The organism is Staphylococcus sp. FSL W8-0774 (assembly GCF_038006785.1).
Classification (GTDB): Bacteria; Bacillota; Bacilli; order Staphylococcales; family Staphylococcaceae; genus Staphylococcus; species Staphylococcus pasteuri.
This window is the reverse complement of record NZ_JBBOVW010000001.1, coordinates 466,287-484,854: the sequence shown is the minus strand read 5'-3', so window position 1 is coordinate 484,854 and position 18,568 is coordinate 466,287. Positions and strand designations below refer to the sequence as shown.

Annotated in this window: 15 protein-coding genes; 8 read left to right on the top strand and 7 right to left on the bottom strand. The window is 31.0% G+C overall.

Going from position 1 to position 18,568, the window contains the following annotated elements; genetic code table 11:
- Positions 1-47 precede the first annotated feature (47 nt).
- The 3 genes from NSQ15_RS02145 to NSQ15_RS02135 all read left to right on the top strand — a co-directional run bounded on the left by NSQ15_RS02145 (position 48) and on the right by NSQ15_RS02135 (position 3,334).
- Positions 48-1,193 carry a glycerate kinase gene (locus tag NSQ15_RS02145; protein ID WP_119622941.1) on the top strand — a complete coding sequence of 382 codons (1,146 nt, stop codon included), beginning with the start codon at positions 48-50 and terminating at the stop codon, positions 1,191-1,193.
- 36 nt (positions 1,194-1,229) lie between these two features.
- Positions 1,230-1,913 carry a hypothetical protein gene (locus tag NSQ15_RS02140; RefSeq protein ID WP_108000329.1) on the top strand — a complete coding sequence of 228 codons (684 nt, stop codon included), beginning with the start codon at positions 1,230-1,232 and terminating at the stop codon, positions 1,911-1,913.
- 224 nt (positions 1,914-2,137) lie between these two features.
- Positions 2,138-3,334, top strand: a complete 1,197-nt coding sequence (locus NSQ15_RS02135; protein ID WP_154835292.1) for a multidrug effflux MFS transporter — start codon at positions 2,138-2,140, stop codon at positions 3,332-3,334.
- Between the two features lie 79 nt (positions 3,335-3,413).
- On the opposite strand, the gene NSQ15_RS02130 is transcribed toward NSQ15_RS02135, so the two are convergent.
- A complete protein-coding gene (locus NSQ15_RS02130; protein ID WP_154835293.1) occupies positions 3,414-3,890 on the bottom strand; it encodes a GyrI-like domain-containing protein in 477 nt (158 codons plus the stop codon).
- Between the two features lie 165 nt (positions 3,891-4,055).
- On the opposite strand from NSQ15_RS02130, the gene NSQ15_RS02125 reads away from it, so the two are divergent.
- Entirely contained in the window at positions 4,056-4,673 is a 618-nt protein-coding gene (locus NSQ15_RS02125; protein ID WP_340746897.1) for a C39 family peptidase, read from the top strand.
- Between the two features lie 54 nt (positions 4,674-4,727).
- Here the strand turns inward: NSQ15_RS02125 and NSQ15_RS02120 are convergent, their stop codons facing one another.
- Positions 4,728-5,537, bottom strand: a complete 810-nt coding sequence (locus tag NSQ15_RS02120; RefSeq protein ID WP_154835444.1) for a metallophosphoesterase — start codon at positions 5,535-5,537, stop codon at positions 4,728-4,730.
- Between the two features lie 349 nt (positions 5,538-5,886).
- Between NSQ15_RS02120 and NSQ15_RS02115 the strand changes: the two genes are divergently transcribed.
- Together NSQ15_RS02115 and NSQ15_RS02110 are read left to right on the top strand one after the other, a co-directional pair.
- Positions 5,887-7,290 (top strand): amino acid permease, encoded by a 1,404-nt coding sequence (locus tag NSQ15_RS02115; protein WP_017637582.1) that lies wholly within the window; start codon positions 5,887-5,889, stop codon positions 7,288-7,290.
- Positions 7,291-7,423: 133 nt separating this feature from the next.
- On the top strand, positions 7,424-9,622 hold the full coding sequence (locus NSQ15_RS02110) for a cation:proton antiporter (RefSeq protein WP_108000330.1): 2,199 nt from the start codon (positions 7,424-7,426) through the stop codon (positions 9,620-9,622).
- A gap of 60 nt (positions 9,623-9,682) precedes the next feature.
- Here NSQ15_RS02110 and NSQ15_RS02105 read toward each other — a convergent pair whose 3' ends face one another.
- Entirely contained in the window at positions 9,683-11,512 is a 1,830-nt protein-coding gene (locus NSQ15_RS02105; protein ID WP_046467049.1) for an APC family permease, read from the bottom strand.
- Between the two features lie 253 nt (positions 11,513-11,765).
- On the opposite strand from NSQ15_RS02105, the gene NSQ15_RS02100 reads away from it, so the two are divergent.
- Positions 11,766-13,265, top strand: a complete 1,500-nt coding sequence (locus NSQ15_RS02100; RefSeq protein ID WP_017637579.1) for a serine hydrolase domain-containing protein — start codon at positions 11,766-11,768, stop codon at positions 13,263-13,265.
- A 151-nt stretch (positions 13,266-13,416) separates the two neighbouring features.
- The gene (yidC, locus tag NSQ15_RS02095; RefSeq protein WP_154874091.1) at positions 13,417-14,229 is read left to right on the top strand and encodes a membrane protein insertase YidC; all 813 of its coding nucleotides are present in this window, start codon (positions 13,417-13,419) and stop codon (positions 14,227-14,229) included.
- A 75-nt stretch (positions 14,230-14,304) separates the two neighbouring features.
- Here the strand turns inward: yidC and NSQ15_RS02090 are convergent, their stop codons facing one another.
- The 4 genes from NSQ15_RS02090 to NSQ15_RS02075 form a co-directional block, all read right to left on the bottom strand.
- On the bottom strand, positions 14,305-15,156 hold the full coding sequence (locus NSQ15_RS02090; RefSeq protein ID WP_340746896.1) for an NAD-dependent epimerase/dehydratase family protein: 852 nt from the start codon (positions 15,154-15,156) through the stop codon (positions 14,305-14,307).
- Between the two features lie 41 nt (positions 15,157-15,197).
- Positions 15,198-15,671, bottom strand: coding sequence for a DUF1440 domain-containing protein (locus NSQ15_RS02085; RefSeq protein WP_154874088.1), 474 nt, complete (start codon positions 15,669-15,671; stop codon positions 15,198-15,200).
- Between the two features lie 171 nt (positions 15,672-15,842).
- Positions 15,843-16,775 (bottom strand): 2-dehydropantoate 2-reductase, encoded by a 933-nt coding sequence (locus NSQ15_RS02080; protein ID WP_154874085.1) that lies wholly within the window; start codon positions 16,773-16,775, stop codon positions 15,843-15,845.
- Positions 16,776-16,938: 163 nt separating this feature from the next.
- Positions 16,939-18,342 (bottom strand): MFS transporter, encoded by a 1,404-nt coding sequence (locus NSQ15_RS02075; protein WP_029056139.1) that lies wholly within the window; start codon positions 18,340-18,342, stop codon positions 16,939-16,941.
- Positions 18,343-18,568 lie beyond the last annotated feature (226 nt).

Here is an 18,568-nt window from a genome sequence, read left to right as displayed (position 1 = left end):
CCTCTTATAAAATAAAGATAAATAAAACGATGAGGAAGTGTTGATTCATGAAAATAGTCATCGCACCAGATTCTTTTAAAGAAAGTATGTCTGCAAGACAGGCAGCCGAAGCTATACATCAAGGCTTTTCAAAAGTATTACCATCTTCAACGGTTTATGATCTGATTCCCATGGCCGATGGTGGTGAAGGTACTACTGAAGTTTTAATGGAAGCATTAAAGGCAAGTACTATTGAAGTTGATGTTAAAGATCCACTCCTTAGAGATATACGTGCACGGTACGCTTATGCACAACACAATCAAACTGCGATCATTGAAATGGCAGCCGCTTCAGGGTTAGATTTATTATCTACGAATGAGAAAAATCCAATGACAACTAGTTCTTATGGTACTGGACAACTTATCAATCATGCTTTAGAACAAGGCGCTAAAAAAATTATACTTGGCATTGGTGGCAGTGCTACAAATGATGGGGGTGTCGGCATGTTACAAGCATTAGGCGTAAAATTTTCAGATTCAAATCATAGTAGTATTGCACCAGGAGGCATTCATTTACTTGATATAGACAATATAGATATTTCACAGTTAAATCCAAAACTTAAAGACGTTGAAATTAAAGTTGCTTGTGACGTTACTAACCCTTTACTAGGAGACAATGGTGCTACTGCCATTTATGGCCCTCAAAAAGGCGCAACTGCAAAGATGATACCAAAGTTGGATACCGCATTAAGTCATTATCATGATAAGATAAAATTACAACTAGAAAAAGATGTCAAAGATGTACCTGGTGCAGGTGCAGCTGGTGGTATGGGAACTGCATTATTGGCTTTCCTAGATGTAGATTTAACTAAAGGCATTGATGTTGTCTTAGAAGAAACCCGTTTTACATCTAGAATTGAAAATGCCGATCTTGTAGTAACTGGTGAAGGAAAAATTGATAATCAAACAATATTAGGTAAAACGCCTATTGGTGTTGCTCGAGCGTCAAAACAAATCAATATTCCAGTTATAGCCATTGGAGGAAGTTTAGGAGAAAACTACGAAGCTGTTTATGATTATGGTATTGATAGTGCCTTTAGTATTATGAATCAACCCAGCGACCTTAAAAATGCTTTAGATAACGGATATGAACTTTTAACTAAAACAGCCCACAATATAGCCCGTACACTAGTGTTAAATTTGCCATTAAATTAATAATCCAGAAATGCCATTAAAAATGAGGTGGACAGTATGAAAAGAACTGATAAGTATAAAGATTCTTATCGATATGATGATCAATATCAAAATCATCGTAGACAAAGTGAAGAACGAGATTATAGAAACCAAAGTCAATATGATGATCGACGTGAATATAATGAAAATGAATATGAACAAAATCCAGAACGCTATTACAACGGTAGAGATTATAGAAGAGAACAAGAGCTACATGAAGAAAACCAAAAAACACGTAAATCTAAAAAATGGTTGATAGCCATTATCGTTATTCTGTTAATTATTGTAGCTATCTTCGTAACCAGAGCTGTATTAAATCATAATAATGATAAAGTTAGTAATGATCCTGACGTATCACAAAACTATAAAAAAGAAGTCGAAAGTCAAAACGATGATATTAATAATAAAGTTGATTCAGCTAAAAATGACATTAAACAAAATAAAGATAGCCAATCACAAATCAATCAATTACAACAAGACATCAATAATTTAAAACAAAAAGAAGAAACAAACGCAGATTCTAAACTGACTAAATTTTATCAAGATCAAATTGATAAACTGAAAAATGCTAACACTGCTCAACAAAATAATGAAAATCAAAGTAAAGTAAACAGTATGTTACAAGATATTAATACAAAGTTTGATAGCATTAAATCTAAAATTGAAGAATTAATAAATGGCTCTAGCTCAAACGGTCAATAAATAATGTTGTAATAATTTAAAACCAAAATAACAGGCTTGTATTCCCTAATTTGATAGGTATATACAAGCCTGTTAGTTATTACATTTATATTCACTGCACGCTTTAAAAGCAAAATTTTCCCCTTATAAATTATATTGATGATATAAAAAGTGAAATAACTACATACAAATATGTGTAAAACGTATATAATTTGTTCTATAAATTCTTAAAAAGGAGAACGCTTATGCAAAATTCAAGTGCCAAGCACTTTCCATTCATATTAATTATCATTTTTGGGGTGATGACGACTTTTGGTCCCTTATCAATTGATATGTATTCACCATCATTGCCAAACGTTCAACATGACTTTGGCTCAACAACTTCAGAAATTCAATTAACTACATCGTTTGCGATGATTGGCTTAGCACTTGGGCAATTCTTCTTTGGCCCGTTATCAGATGCTTTTGGTCGCAAGAAAGTCGCATTAACCATTTTAGTTATATATTTACTTGCATCTTTAATTGCTGTTTTTACAACTAGTCTATATTTCTTTTTATTCTTAAGATTAATTCAAGGATTAATGGCAGGCGGTTCTATAGTTATAGCCAAAGCTTCAGTTGGAGATAAGTTTAGTGGTGACGAGATGGCTAAAATGTTAACTTCACTTATGGTAGTTAATGGAATTATTACAATTATAGCGCCATTACTTGGCGGTTTTGCTTTAACGATATCTACTTGGAGAAGTATCTTTATCATCTTAACTATTATTACACTTATCGTCATTATTGGTGTATTCATGAAGATGCCACCATCAACTAAAGCCGAACAGACTACATTAAACTATTCACGAATATTTAAAGACTTTGGTACATTATTAAAAAAACCATCCTTTGTTATTCCAATGTTGTTACAAGGTTTAACTTATGTCATGTTATTTAGTTATGCATCTGCATCACCATTTATTACACAAAAAGTTTATAATTTAACACCTCAACAATTTAGTGTTATTTTAGCCGTTAACGGTATAGGTTTAATTTTAGTAAGTCAAATCGTAGCATTATTAGTAGAAAAATTAAGCCGATATACTTTACTTATTTACTTAACTGTCATTCAAATTATAGGTGTAATACTGATTATTATTACATTATCTATGCACTTACCTATTTGGTTACTTATCATAGCATTTTTCTTAAATATAAGCCCTGTAACGTCTATAGGACCTTTAGGCTTTGCATTAGCTATGGAAGAAAGAACTGGAGGTAGCGGTAACGCTTCAAGTTTATTAGGATTATTCCAATTTATTCTTGGTGGTGTTATTTCTCCTTTAGTTGGACTAAATGGCGAATTTGATCCGACACCGTATTTAGTTATTATTTCAATCACAGCAATCTTGTTAGTGTTATTACAATTCATTTATTTCAAACTTAATCCAACAAAATAACGTTCTTAAACTAAAAACGCAAATGTAAGGCATTAGTCAGATTTAATATCTATTCTATGCCAAACACTTGCGTTTTTTATTATTTACTTTGCTCTATTGGTAACCAAAGTTCAGTTACATAGTTATCGTCTTGAGTATCGCCATTAGGATACAATTCGAAAAATGGCGCCTGTTTTAACTGAATATGTTCCTTAGGCAATAACTCATTATGAATGTGACGCATCGCATGTCTAATAGAATAAGGCACTTTACCTACTGCATTAACAACAAGATAGTCATTATCCTCTAACTGGTACGTTTCTAATCCATCATTAGGTGTTTTGTCACTAGGAACACCAATCATATAATTCATTTTTCCATCTTGCTGTGGTATACACAGACCAACTAAGCCTTCAAATGATTCATCACTTTTCTCTGACAATCTGCGATCTAAACCTATTATTGTCACATCTTCCCAAAAGTCTGGGATATTACTTTGTGCATGTCCCCCACTCTTAAATTGGCGTTTTACACCAATAAGATTAATAGCTTCCATACTTTTTATTTGATAATTCATTTTTGACTCCCCTTAAAAAATTCTGCTTTCTACTATTTATAACCTTTCTGATTCTGAAATAACATTAAAATGAACATTTCCAAACAAATAATTATCCAAAATATAAAGACTCAGTATATAATATTGAATACTATATAAACGTTTATCAGCTTAAGGAGATTACCGATGAACAAAACGATTCTACCTGTTAAACCCATTAGCCAATTGTTTCCTATCCCTATGGTCATGGGATGTGAAGGCGTATCTGCTTCAATGATGTTTCAATTTAATCAACAGCCTATTAAAGCAACTGACATAATGAAAAATTGGCCAACACACCCAAATAACCCTTATAAAGGTTATGTAGGCAATCATTTGCTAGTTAAATTTGGTTACCATCAAACTATTTTTCCAGAGGCTTTTGTTCCATTTTTACAAAAATATAATTCAAATGTCATTAACGGTACAGGTACAAGTTTAGCTGAATTGGAAAAAATTATTGACCAACAACAACCAGTAGTCATGTATCATACGAGTTTAGGCGCTAAACCAATGCGTTGTAGTTTTAAATTTGATGGTTATAAAATTCGACTTGTATCAAACATTCATGTCACACTTCTTATTGGCTATGATAAAGACAATTATTACTACATCGATCCACTTTGGAGTCATATCAGTAAAGGAATTGTATTCCCTGCTATTATTCCAAATAGTAAACAAATCATTAAAATCAAAAAATTAAAAATGGAACGAAGTTTTAATGCACCAGGCCGTATGTGTCTATATATTAAACCTAATAACTAAATCTCCTTAATTTATACCGTCATCATATTTTCATATAAATAGATTGACGGTATTTTAAATGATAAAGTCAACCAAAGTATGATTTATTTCCTGAGAAATATCATCTGTACGCCATTGACGTGGATAACCTAAACAAGGACAAATATAATGTATATTATTTTCAATGAAATTTTTTCTAAAATGAACATGCCCCATAATACTATACTGAATATTGTTTTGTTGATAAATATGGTTAAAATCACTTGTTCCAATATATGCATTAAAGAAATCAAAAATGCGATGAGGTGTTGGCACGACAAAGGCTGGATGCGTAACGATATGAGTAACTAGAATAACTTGTCGATCGCCTATTGCTGCTATATCCTTTTTAACTTGATTAGCTGCTTGTAATGAACGCTCTCTATCAGATAGATTACAATCTATTCTTACTTTATCTTGCCATGTTGCACCATAATGTTTTCCCTTTTGTAATTTTTCCTTTGAAAATTTTGTATCGGCAAAGGAATAATCATACCACCCTGTATGACCAACAATTGCCCAATTTTCATTAATCATATATGGGCGCTCGATTAAACAATCTTCTTGTTGTTTAAATATTTCAAAAATCTCTTTAGAACTTTTATTTGTACTATCCGACCATAAATCATGATTACCTGGTACAAATAACACAGGTATTTCAAGTTTATTTCTCAAATCTTTAATAAATTGGATAGATTGACGATAATCATTTGAAATATCACCTGCAATAATGAGTAATTCGATTTCTCTCTTCATTATTACATTTACTAATGTTTCAAAATAATAATGTGAATTTAATTTTGGGTTTCGATCAACATGTAAATCAGAAATAGCCCCTATTTTCATTTTAGATTCCTTCTTCATATATTTTTCATTGCTATTCATTATTACACATCCCTATTTATATTTAAAATGACAATGTTTGAAACTTAATTTCACAAATCATTTCAAAAATGATTGACTTATCATTATAATAGTTATGTTTTCTGTAATTAATAACTAATGCTACTACCCCTGATTTACAGAATAATGTGATTTTTCAAAAAATATAAGTAATAATTATCATACAAAGCTTAATAAATGTATTTACTTATATTTTAAAAATTAATTGCTTTATTCCAAATAGTTCTATAGTATTAATTTTAAGAAAACGCTTTCATAAATTGTTTATTTTGCTTTCCTGAGGAGGAAAATTATGGCAAGACAACTGCATAGAGAGTTGAATAATAGACATATCCAATTAATTGCAATTGGGGGAGCAATTGGTACTGGACTATTCTTAGGTTCCGGACAAACGATTGCATTGACCGGACCTTCATTATTATTCACATATATGATTATTGGAATGATACTTTTTGCATTTATGCGTGCTTTAGGGGAATTATTATTAAGTGGTACACACTTTAATTCTTTTGTAGATATAGCTAATGAATATATCGGACCTTTTGGTGGTTTCGTCATTGGTTGGACCTACTGGATTTGTTGGATTGTTTCAAGTATGTCTGACCTAACAGCAATGGGACAGTATTTTGCTTTTTGGTATCCACAAGTACCCCATTGGTTAACCGTGTTATTCATAGTTTTAATCTTGATTTCATTTAATTTATTAGGTGCTAGATTATTTGGTGAACTAGAATTTTGGTTCTCTATTATCAAAGTTGTAACTATTGTAGCTATGGTAATTGTAGGTTTAGTATTAATCTTCTTTTCTTTCAAGACACACTACGGGCATGCGTCTTTTACTAACCTAGTTAAACATGGTGGTATGTTCCCGCATGGTATATTTGGGTTCTTAATGTCATTCCAAATTGCTGTCTATTCATTTATTGGTATTGAGTTGATTGGGGTTACGGCTGGGGAAACTAAAGATCCTCAAAAAACGATTCCAAAAGCAATCAATAATGTACCTATTCGAATTTTACTATTCTATATTGGCGGTCTACTTGTCATTATGTCTGTCATTCCGTGGAATGGTATTGATCCAGATAGCAGTCCATTCGTGAAGTTATTTACATTGATTGGTATCCCATTTGCTGCCGGTATTGTTAACTTTGTAGTTTTAACTGCAGCAGCTTCTGCAACGAATAGTGGTATTTATTCAAATAGTCGTATTCTATTTGGTTTATCTAAACAAGGCTTAGGACCGAAAGTGCTAAGTAAAACAAATTCAAATGGTGTTCCATATTTATCTATGTTCGTATCATCATTTACTTTATTAGTTGCAGCATTACTTAACTTCATCTTTCCAGATGCCATTCAATTATTTATATATGTCACTACACTATCAACAGTATTATTCTTAGTAGTTTGGGCAATGATTATTGTTTCTTATATTATTTACGTTAAAAAGAATCCTCAAGAACATAAAAATAATAAATTTAAATTGTTCGGTGGACAAGCAACTGCCTATGTCGTATTAGCATTCTTTGCATTCGTATTTATATTATTATTCTTTAGTGATGATACTAGAGCGGCTATCTTTATTTCACCATTCTGGTTTATCTTCTTATACTTTTATTATAAAAAGTACAAAAATAATGCTAAAGAATTAGCTGAGAAACAAAAATTAGCTGATAAAAAACATACTGAAAACCTATAATCTTAAGATTAATATAGAGTTTGCAAAGTTGATTTTGCTAACTCTATTTTTTTATATAACTTTGAAATTTACAAAATTTAAATGGTATATTTCATGTTAAAATAATACTTATTATTGATATAAGGAGATTAAGATGGAATTACTTGAAGCATTTTTAATATTTATATTTGCTGTTATATTAAGTGCAATCATTAATAATCGTTTTCCTAAAATTCCCACAGCGTTTATTCAGATTGCACTGGGTGCAGCCATTTTCACCTTACCTATTCCTATTCATTTTGACTTTGATTCTGAAGTGTTTATGATGGCTGTCATTGCACCATTATTATTTGTAGAAGGTACTCATATTAAAAGATCAAAATTAATGGAATATAGAACACCTATCATATTGATGGCAATGGCATTAGTATTCACAACAGTTATCGGTGTCGGCTACTTTATACATTGGATTTGGCCCGAGCTACCAATGCCTGCCGCATTTGCAATTGCAGCAATACTTTGCCCAACTGATGCTGTAGCCGTATCTGCTATAACTAAAGGAAAGATTTTACCAAAGGGAGCAATGTCTATTTTAGAAGGAGAATCTTTACTTAACGATGCTGCTGGTATCATTTCTTTTAAAATTGCTGTTACTGCCCTTGTTACTGGTATGTTCTCGGCAGTCAGTGCAATTGAACAATTTATAGTATCAACAATTATAGGGATATTAGTTGGTGTCATTCTTGGTATTTTAGTAGTGCAGTTACGCGTCTTTTTAACTGCAAATAAAGGTTTTAAAGATAATAATACTCTCACTTTTATTCAGTTACTTACACCATTCGTTATATACTTTATTGCCGAAGAATTACATGCCTCTGGTATTATTGCAGTTGTGTTTGCCGGATTAGTACATGGTTTAGAACGAGATAGATTACTTCGTGCTCAAACAGAATTACAAATTAACTATTCCCAGATTTGGAATACATTGAGCTATGCATTAAACGGTTTTGTATTCGTCGTTTTAGGGTTTATCGTACCTGAAGTAGTTATAGAAATTGTGAAAGTTGAACCTGATAATCTTAAATTTTTAATCGGTATTACATTGCTTATTTCATTAGCTATTTATAGCTTCCGTTTCATATGGGTCTTCTTATGGTATAAAGATTTTTATTATCCTAAAAATATACAACGTTATATTGAAGATGAAGAATTAGCAGAAGAAAAGCCACCAAACCGAATACTTTATTCATTTATCATGACTATGTGTGGTATTCATGGGACGATTTCTGTATCAATGGCTTTAACCTTACCTACAATGATGAGTCACCATCAAAACTTTGTATATAGAAATGATTTATTATTTATCGCATCATTAATGGTTTTAATTAGCCTTATACTAGCTCAAATCGTCTTACCTCTTATTACAAAATCGGAAAACAAAGATACTAAACAAGGTATGACATATCAAGCGGCTAAAATACTTATCATTCAGTCTGTCATACAACAACTGAAAAAGAATGCTAAAGAAAATGAAAACATTGATTATAGACCTTTATTCAATCAATATTTCACTGAGCTTTCGTTCTTAATTAATGTAGAACCAGATAACAAAGATACTAAAGAACTACACAGATTAACCAAAATTGCTGAAGAAGAAGAAACAGCAACCTTAGAACGTCTTATTAATAAAGGGAAAATTACATCTCAAGAATTATCTAATTACCGAAATATTGTAGAGTTGAGTAAATCCTATAAAGAAGCATCGTTTATCACAAAATTCTCACGTTTCTTTAACATGATTTATTTAAGATTCAAAGCGAGAAAGAACTATAGAAAACACGCTGCCCATACCCTTTCTTCAGAAGTGCAAAATAAAAATAAAGATAAAGTTAACTCAACTCATCATGAGAAAATATCAGTTGAACAAAATAATGAAAGACACAAACCTTCAAGAGATCAAATTGAAGAAAGACGTACTGAAATGTTGAAGTCATATAAAAATGAACTAAAAAGTGTACAAAAAATTATGCGCGTGGTGAATCATCAAATCACACTTAGATTACACAAAGAACAAAACAGTTCAAATGTGCTTGAAACATCACTTGTTGTGAACCAATATTATAATTTGATACGTACATTACGTAAAAGACAAAGTACCACTCAAAGTAGAAACAATAATGCAATAACTAATTTTTCTTCAGAAACACAATTGTCTTTACGTTTACACGCAATTTATACCGAAAGAAAATTTTTAGATGAATTAATTAAGCAACAAAAAGTCACATCAGAAATTGCTAAACAACTAAGAGAAAATATTAACTACAATGAAATTATTATTGCTGAAGAATCATAAATAAAAAACCACAATGACTATTTATTCACTTATCTGAATATCAGTCATTGTGGTTTTTAATTATTTTTTAAGTTTAAATGGAATTGTACAGAGGATGACGTTTTTCTGATAAATCAAATGCATTTTTAAGCGTAAGCTTGTTTGGTTGTGTAATAGATGATGCCATGGTTTCTTAGGTATAAATTCTGGCACAACAACCGTGATTAAATAATTTTGATTTTCTGCTTTACGGTGAATTTTATCGATAAATCTAGAAATCGGTCGTATAATACTTCTGTATTCGGAGTGTAAAATAATAAGCCGTACATCTGGATAATGTTGTTTCCATTTTTCTTGAAATGCTTTTTCATCCTCATCACCAAATGATACATGCACTGCAATCACATCATTATTAGCTAACATTTGAGCGTAATAAATAGATTTGTCTACTACAGTCGTAATACTCATAATAGGTACAATGGCTAAACTACGATCTACAACTGGTACATCGTATACATCTTTATCTGATCGCAATTGTTCAGCGACATTACGATAATGCATTTTAATTCTTACAAAGATTGATACAAAGAATGGTAAGAACAATAATATTGGCCAGACATGTGTAAATTTAGTAATTAAAAATATCATAAATACAACAAATGTAATTGTTCCACCTAGTGTATTGATTGCTAGTTTCGCTTGCCAACCCTTTGGTCTCTCTCTAAACCATTTTAATACCATACCAAATTGTGCCAGTGTGAATGGAATAAATACACCTACTGCATATAATGGAATAAGATTTTCAGTTTTACCTTTGAATAAAATAATTAATATAATAGCAAAAATTCCTAATACTAAAATTGAATTAGAATAACCTAATCGGTCACCTCTGACTGTAAACATTCTAGGCATATACTTATCTTTTGACATAGACGCAGCTAACATTGGAAATGCAGTAAAACCTGTATTAGCAGCCAATACTAAAATCATTACAGTTGTTGCTTGTACAAAATAAAAGGCCACATTATCACCAAAAATTTGTGATGCTAATTGTGATAATACTGTCGTTTCAGTTTGCGGCATGACACCATAAACATAAGCTAATCCTACGATACCAACTAAAAGGAATGCTAAAATACTTCCCATTGTTACTAATGTTTTGACTGCGTTTTTAGCAGCTGGATCTTTAAAATTTGTAACAGCATTTGAAATAGCCTCTACCCCTGTTAAAGAAGAAGCCCCTGAAGAAAATGCTTTTAATAGTAAAAAGAGTGTTACACCATGTACTGATGTTCCAATTGACGATTGCATATGTGGTTGTATATCACCAGTAGCAACACGCCATGTACCTATCACTATTAACACAACTAATCCTATGATAAATAAATATACTGGGTAGGATAATAAAGTCGCTGATTCAGTTAACCCTCTTAAGTTCAATATCAAAATAAACAAAACTAATAGACAAGCTATTAATACCTTATGATGATATAAACCTGGAAATGCAGCTACAAATGCATCGGCTCCAGAAGAAATACTTACAGCTACGGTTAAAATGTAGTCAACCAGTAAGGAACCTCCAGCAAGTAATCCCCACTTCTCGCCTAAATTCGTTTTTGACACCATATATGCTCCGCCACCTTTAGGGTATGCATATATAATTTGTCTATACGATAATATAAGTGCTGCTAATAAAATCAATACACCTGCAGCAATTGGTAATGTATACCATGAAGCGACTGCCCCAACGACTGATAACGTAATTAGTATTTGCTCCGGCCCATATGCAACAGAAGATAAGGCATCTGATGATAATATCGCTAGTGCTTTGAATTTAGTAATCTTTTCATTTTTTAAGTCCCTATTCTTTTTAGGACGCCCAATTAAAAGTCTTTTAATTTGATTAAACATAACTCCAATACCTCTTTGTATGTTGATGGATAAACTATACTCCCAACACAGTCAGTTGTATAGATTCTCCCTTAATATTTTTAAGGTCTATATACAACTTAATTGTTATATTACACTTTTATTTATGTGTATTCTAATGATTAACCATTTTGATTGCAAGCACTTTAACTCGCTAAAATATTTCTAAACCTGCTATAATAAATTACACTTAATAAAACTTTATGCAACATATTTTAAAAAGGGAACTCTAACTATGAAAAAAAGGCCATTTATCATCACTCTCATTTTTACGATAGTTATACTTATAATCGTTATTATTACGAAACATTTTTTAGCTTATAATAAAAGCGAAACATTACTAACGAAATCATCACAAAACTTTATTGATACAATTGTACAATCAGATATGAAAGCTGGAGATATTCCAGGTGCTTCAATTTTAATAGTGAAAGATAATAAAGTCTTTTTAAATAAAGGATATGGCTATGCAAATGTTGAAAAGAAAATAAAAGCAAAACCAACAACAAAATATGAAATTGCTTCTAATACAAAAGCTTTTACAGGATATGCCATATTAGATTTAGCACATAAAGGAAAGCTTCATCTCAACGATAAAGTATCCAAATATATACCTGGATTCTATATGACATATAATGATAAAAAATATGATATCACTATCAAGCAACTTCTGGGGCAAAAGAGTGGCATTCCTTCGAACATTACTAGTGAGGATCAAACCGAGCAATATGGTGATTCAATCAACAATTTAGTTAATAGTATCAAAGGAAAAGAATTAAATCATAAACCTGGAGATACATTTGAATATTCAAATATGAATTACGATGTATTGGGGTTAGTTATACAAAATGTTTCTAAGGAATCTTATCAAACCTATATTACAGAGAATATTTTAAAACCGCTTCATATGAATCAAACATCATTTAAAACTACAAATACAAAGCATAAAAATGAAGCAGTTGGCTATGAACAAGCCAGTGGAGTTATTAAACAAAGTGCTCCATCGTTCAATATTGGAGACACACCTTCAGCTTATTTAATGTCGAATACTAGAGATTTAGAACATTGGGTTAAAATGCAATTATCACCTTCTAACAAAACAAAACGTATTGTTAATCAATCACATCAAACTATCAATGAATCAAGAGGTGAAGATAATGCAAATGGTTATGCTGCAGGTTGGTTTACCAATTCAAATAATAATTATGTATATCATATTGGGACGCTAGATAACTATTCCTCAATTATATTACTCAATCCTAAGAAGTCGTACGGTATCGTTATTTTAGCAAATTTAAAATCTACCAAAGTATCACAACTAGCAGATCACTTGAATGCACAAGTCATGAACCATAAACATTATACGACTATCGAAACTAAGATAGAACAAGCGTATGACATAAATATTGTTATTACTATTTTATCGGCATTAGGTATTTTAATTAGCTTATATTTTATTTTTAAACGTTTATTTGCTATCAAAAATGGCTTATATAAAGTTCAAAGAAGTAAAGCTTCTCTCTATGCCTTTATAGCATTAATGTTGGTATTCGTATTAATCAGTGTAGCTATTTATTTAATTCCTTATTTTGTATTAGGAAATAATAGTTGGTCATTTGTGATGACATGGTTACCTACCCACGCCAAATTTGCACTGTTTAGCTTTTACGGTTGTGTTATTTCAATAACTATTTTACTCATTATTATTATTTTAAGTAAAAAATCCTATAAATAAGTGACACACTTACGTTCAAATAGTTAACAGTTACGAATAATTTGATAAAACGCCCTCTTATTTCTGTTATATTAAACATAAAATAATTGTGTTATTGCAAAAAGCTCATATCTTTACACGAAAGCTATATTTTATAAAGAGGAAGTCATTTATGGCCAAACGTATATCAATATTATTAGTTGTAGTTTTATTTTTAACAGGTTGCGATTATTCAAAATCTGACAATCGTGCTGGTGTTTTTTATAATACATTCGTCCAACCTATGGATAAGTTACTACATTTATTAGGTAGATTATTTAACGAGAACTATGGGCTAGCTATCATAACAATAGTACTCATTGTACGTTTTATTCTATTACCATTTATGCTTATTCAAGTTAAAAATATGCATATCATGCGAGAAAAAACGAAAGTAGTTCAACCACAAATAGATAAAATTAGAGAAAAAATTAAAAATGCATCTTCTCAAGAAGAGCGTAATGCAGCTAATCAATTATTAATGAAAAAGTATAAACAATACGGTATTAATCCATTTAAAAATGTCGTTGGTTGTTTACCAATCGTGATACAAATTCCTATATTAATGGGACTATATATGAGTTTGAAATATCCCAGTAGTGATGGTATTACTAAATATCCACATTTTTTATGGTTTAATTTAACAGAGCCGAATATTGTGATGACTTTGATTGCTGCTTTAATGTATTTTATTCAGCCATTAGTCAATTCTATTCATTATTCTAAAAAAGAACGCAAAACCTATTATGTCATGATGGTGTTATCTCCTATATTTATTACTTATGCATCTTTAACATCTGCATCTGCTTTAGGCCTATATTGGTCTATAAGTGCTGCATTTTTAATTATTCAAATGCATTTTGCCCATCGTCATTATTCAAAAGTAGGACAATTAGAAGCTGAACAACTTAGAAAGTCATTAAACACTAAAAATGATAACCATTAAATAACTAATCAAAAAATAAAAGCGACTTAATGTCACCTTTATAAAAGGTAACATTAAGTCGCTTATTTTAAATTACTATTTGATAGGATTCATACCATCTTTCCAAGTTGAATAAATTAATTTACCACCTTGGGCTTTAAATTTATCATTTGTGATACCACGTTCAAATGGTTGTGCTGGTTGAATATCAATTTCAGGATCAACATTTAATTGTTGTTTATACCATTCAGCAAAGTCAGAACCTTTAACTGGTTCGTCATCAGCAACGTTATAAATACCATTATCAAAGTTTAACGCTTGAATTGATGTTTCAACTGCATCATCAATATGAACAAATGAAGTAACGCCATCTGACAATGTTACTTTACCATCGATAAATTGATTATAAATCATTCCGTCTTTTCCATACCAAGTACCTGGTCCGTATAACCAACCAAATCTTAATACGACATATTCGTCCATGCGAGATGTTTCTTCTTCAAGACCAATAACACCATCAACTGTAATTTTACGATCACCTGTTGAATCTAAATCTAATGATGTTTCTTCAGTTGCAAGACCTTCACCTGCTTCATAAACGAAACCAATACTTTGTGCAATGACTTTTTTCACATCATATTTTTGAGCAGCATCAATTAAATTTTTTGATCCTTCAACACGTACTTTAGTATTAGCAGACATATCAACATTTTTTAAATCTGTGATTTGATTGATAATGATTTCTGGACGGAAATCTGCAATAGCACTATCAATAGTATCGTATTTTAGAATATCTCCAATATATGCTTTTACATTAGATGATTCTAATTTTTCTTTACCATTTTCAGATGTAGTAAATCCAGCTACATCATGTCCTTCTTCGATTAATCTTTTAGTTAATTTTGTTCCGATTAAACCTGTCGCTCCAGTTACAAAAATTTTACTCATATTCTCACCTTTTCTTTATTTTTTCTATTAGGGGGATATTTTTACTTGTTAGATGAGTGTACAAAATCTATCGTATTCATCCAAATAATATGCCCAAGTAATTCAGATAATCTTTCTTCTTTAGGTAAATCTTCCACTTTTGGTGTTAACGATAATTTAGGTAATAAGTATTCATGTAATGCTATATTAACTATTATTCCGAAAATAGAACCGTTTAAAGCTTTCACTTGTGGACACTTATCAGCAATCAATGCATAGCTCATTGCATTTACAATGGAAAAGCCATAATGTACACCCATAATTGTTAAAGGTATGTCATTTCCGTTGTAGTGATAAGTAGCATTTTTAATGTTTTCGGGTAAGCCAAGTTGGTTCAACAATGTCATTGGTGGCGGTTCTTCATCACGTTCAGGTGTTCTAGGTGGCATTAATGCTTCCCAGCCCATTTTGACAGCTCCACCTAAGAAACCACCAACAATACCAGTTATTAATACATTTTTATATGAAATATTCATATATGCATCTCCTTAATTCAACATTTTAATTTATTTACCCTATCACGATATTTTAAGTCATTCATCATCAATTATTTCAATAATTGATATATTTACTATTGAATCAAATCCTAAAAAATAAGCTTATAAGCAAAAATTTCTATACGCTTATAAGCTTAAAATATACTTCATCTATTGGGCGTCTAATTTATTTTCTTTAGCATGAATAAGATTAGCAACAAATTGATTTACTGGTGCATCAATACCGTTCTCAACACCTAATTTAGCTACAGCACCATTAATATAATCTATTTCTGTTTTGCGATGATTATTAATTAAATCTTGATACATGGATGGATAATGAGGACCGACTTTTTCATTGATATCAAGTAGATATTCGAATATTTCATCTAGATTTAAATGAACATTATCAATAGTTGCTACATGTACAATTTCCTGGGTAATTTTATAAATAAGATTTTTCGCATCGTTACTTTCATTTAATGAAGACATTTTGCATTCTAAAATCGTGCATAATGCATTCGCTGTTCCATTGACACAAATTTTCTTCCAGATAGACTGATGCAAATCTTCACTCAACACACCATTTAAACCAGCTTGATTTAATATTTCAACAATGGTTTGAGCATTGTTATTTCCTTCAGTCACCACTCCACCTACTTCAACTGGGCCACTACCTAACAAGTGGGTACAACCTGGACTTTCTATTCCTGCTGTCCAAGTTGTTACACCTCTTACAATTTGCGATGTTTTAACATATTGTTCAATTAAACGTTCATGTTTCAAACCATTCATAGTACAAACAACAATAGACGTTTCACTTAAATGCGGTTTGATATAATCTAGGACATCTTTTAGTTGCATCGATTTTGGAAATAAAAATACTATATCATAAACATCATTATTAGGTATGTCTTCATGACTATACATTGGTATGTCTAAATGACAACGTTCTCCATTTATATCAATATGCAAGCCATTGGTTTGAATCGCTTTAACATGAGTCATCCAACTATCAATTAATGTCACATCAAAACCTTGTTGAAATAGTTTAGCACCAAATCCACATCCTAAAGCACCTGAACCTGCAATAGCAATCTTCATTCAAATCCCTCATTCCATGATAAAGTTAAACTTAAAATACTATTTAATTGCTATAACGTCAACGTGAATAGCAAAATCTTCATAATTTTCTAACATTAATGAGTATAAATAAAGATCGAGACATGCTTTTGTCTCGACCTTAATAATAACGTTTATTCTATTCTTATAAATTTGTTTGTTTCTTAGGTACTAATAATAAAATGGCAAAGAATGCAATTAGTGCGATGACTGCATTTAAGACAACGCCCATAAAGCCACCTAATGCCATATTCATTTGCGAAGCAAAAGAACCATATATTGTTCCCGAAATAGCTACGCCAAATGCATTACCTAAAGAAGAAGCCATTTTATAAACCCCTGAAGCAACACCTACTTTATCATCAGGGGCTTGTGCAACAGCTGTATCAGTTGATGGTGTCGCATAAATACCAAGTCCTGTACCAAATAATAAATATCCGATAACACTTGAAGTAATGTACCAAGGTTCTGGTAAGAAAGTTAAAGATAGTAAGACTAATCCAATAGCTGTTATACCACTACCCATTAATAATGGTCGTTTCGGACCTAGCGCTTGAAGAATCTTCTCACCTACACGAATCATAATTAATACAGCGATTAAATATGTAAGAGAAATTACACCTGTTTGAGATTCATTAAAATCAAGTTGCTGCTGGTAATAAGTGTTTACTACGATTAGCGTACCACCTGCAACACCATTTAACATAAAGTTAGAAACAGTAGCTCCACTGTACCCTTTATTAGCAAATAAGCTAAAGTCTACTAAAGGATATTTAATTTTATTTTCGTACATAATAAATCCTATTAGTGAAACAAAAAATACTACGATTAAACTTATAATAATTGGTGAAAATAATCCTAATTTAGAAGATTGTGTAATAATAACGTTAATACTTAACATACAAATAATTAGTATTATTAAGCCAACAATATCAAATTTCTTTGCTTCACCATTTTTAGTGATTACTGGTTCTGCTTTCGTTTCTGGAGTGTGTTTAATTAAATACATAGACAATAATGTCAATACAATTGATACAATAAAGATGGTTCTCCAACCAAAGTGTGTGGACATTAGACCACCAAATAGCGTACAAATACCACTACCACCCCAAGATCCAATTGACCAATAACTTAATGCTCTTTGTCTTGCAGTTCCAATATAATATTCGTTAATAATAGCTAAGGTTGCAGGCATAATACATGCTGCTGATAAACCTTGAAATATTCTACCTGCAATTAAAAAAGGTATTAACGGTGTAATAATAATTAATAAAGACCCAATAATATTTAATATTAAGCCAATGTATGCAACTTTTACGCGCCCATACTTATCTGCGAAATCACCAGCACCTACAATGAATAGTCCTGACATTAAGGCTGTTAAACTAACAGCTATATTAATAGTGCCAATATCACTTTTAAATGATGTTTGTAATGGCACAACTAAATTGACTAATGATTGTGCAAATAACCAGAAAGTAATAACACCTAAAATAATACCTAGAAGAAGCCTATTGTCTCCTTCAAACTCCTTTGAAGTTTTGTTCATAAAATATTAATTCCTCCTACAAAACACTTTCCATATTCTACTTACTCATTTTAAATCGATTTATGTAAAAGTTTTTACTTAAAAAAACAACTGCTTTCCCTTTTCTATTTCTCTATTTGCTTGATTACTTTTAGATCGATTTTATCAGTTTTTTACAATACCCTTTAATTTCTTTTAATATTTAGAATATTTGTATATATGAATACATATTTTACACCAATTACTT

Coding starts and splice junctions, on each gene's coding strand:
- NSQ15_RS02125 (WP_340746897.1), top strand. CDS start 4,056: ATGAACAAAACGATTCTACCTGTTAAACCCATTAGCCAATTGTTTCCT.
- NSQ15_RS02105 (WP_046467049.1), bottom strand. CDS start 11,512: ATGTTTAATCAAATTAAAAGACTTTTAATTGGGCGTCCTAAAAAGAAT.
- NSQ15_RS02135 (WP_154835292.1), top strand. CDS start 2,138: ATGCAAAATTCAAGTGCCAAGCACTTTCCATTCATATTAATTATCATT.
- NSQ15_RS02120 (WP_154835444.1), bottom strand. CDS start 5,537: ATGAAAATAGGGGCTATTTCTGATTTACATGTTGATCGAAACCCAAAA.
- NSQ15_RS02075 (WP_029056139.1), bottom strand. CDS start 18,342: ATGAACAAAACTTCAAAGGAGTTTGAAGGAGACAATAGGCTTCTTCTA.
- NSQ15_RS02130 (WP_154835293.1), bottom strand. CDS start 3,890: ATGAATTATCAAATAAAAAGTATGGAAGCTATTAATCTTATTGGTGTA.
- NSQ15_RS02110 (WP_108000330.1), top strand. CDS start 7,424: ATGGAATTACTTGAAGCATTTTTAATATTTATATTTGCTGTTATATTA.
- NSQ15_RS02085 (WP_154874088.1), bottom strand. CDS start 15,671: ATGAATATTTCATATAAAAATGTATTAATAACTGGTATTGTTGGTGGT.
- NSQ15_RS02100 (WP_017637579.1), top strand. CDS start 11,766: ATGAAAAAAAGGCCATTTATCATCACTCTCATTTTTACGATAGTTATA.
- NSQ15_RS02080 (WP_154874085.1), bottom strand. CDS start 16,775: ATGAAGATTGCTATTGCAGGTTCAGGTGCTTTAGGATGTGGATTTGGT.
- NSQ15_RS02090 (WP_340746896.1), bottom strand. CDS start 15,156: ATGAGTAAAATTTTTGTAACTGGAGCGACAGGTTTAATCGGAACAAAA.
- NSQ15_RS02115 (WP_017637582.1), top strand. CDS start 5,887: ATGGCAAGACAACTGCATAGAGAGTTGAATAATAGACATATCCAATTA.
- yidC (WP_154874091.1), top strand. CDS start 13,417: ATGGCCAAACGTATATCAATATTATTAGTTGTAGTTTTATTTTTAACA.
- NSQ15_RS02140 (WP_108000329.1), top strand. CDS start 1,230: ATGAAAAGAACTGATAAGTATAAAGATTCTTATCGATATGATGATCAA.
- NSQ15_RS02145 (WP_119622941.1), top strand. CDS start 48: ATGAAAATAGTCATCGCACCAGATTCTTTTAAAGAAAGTATGTCTGCA.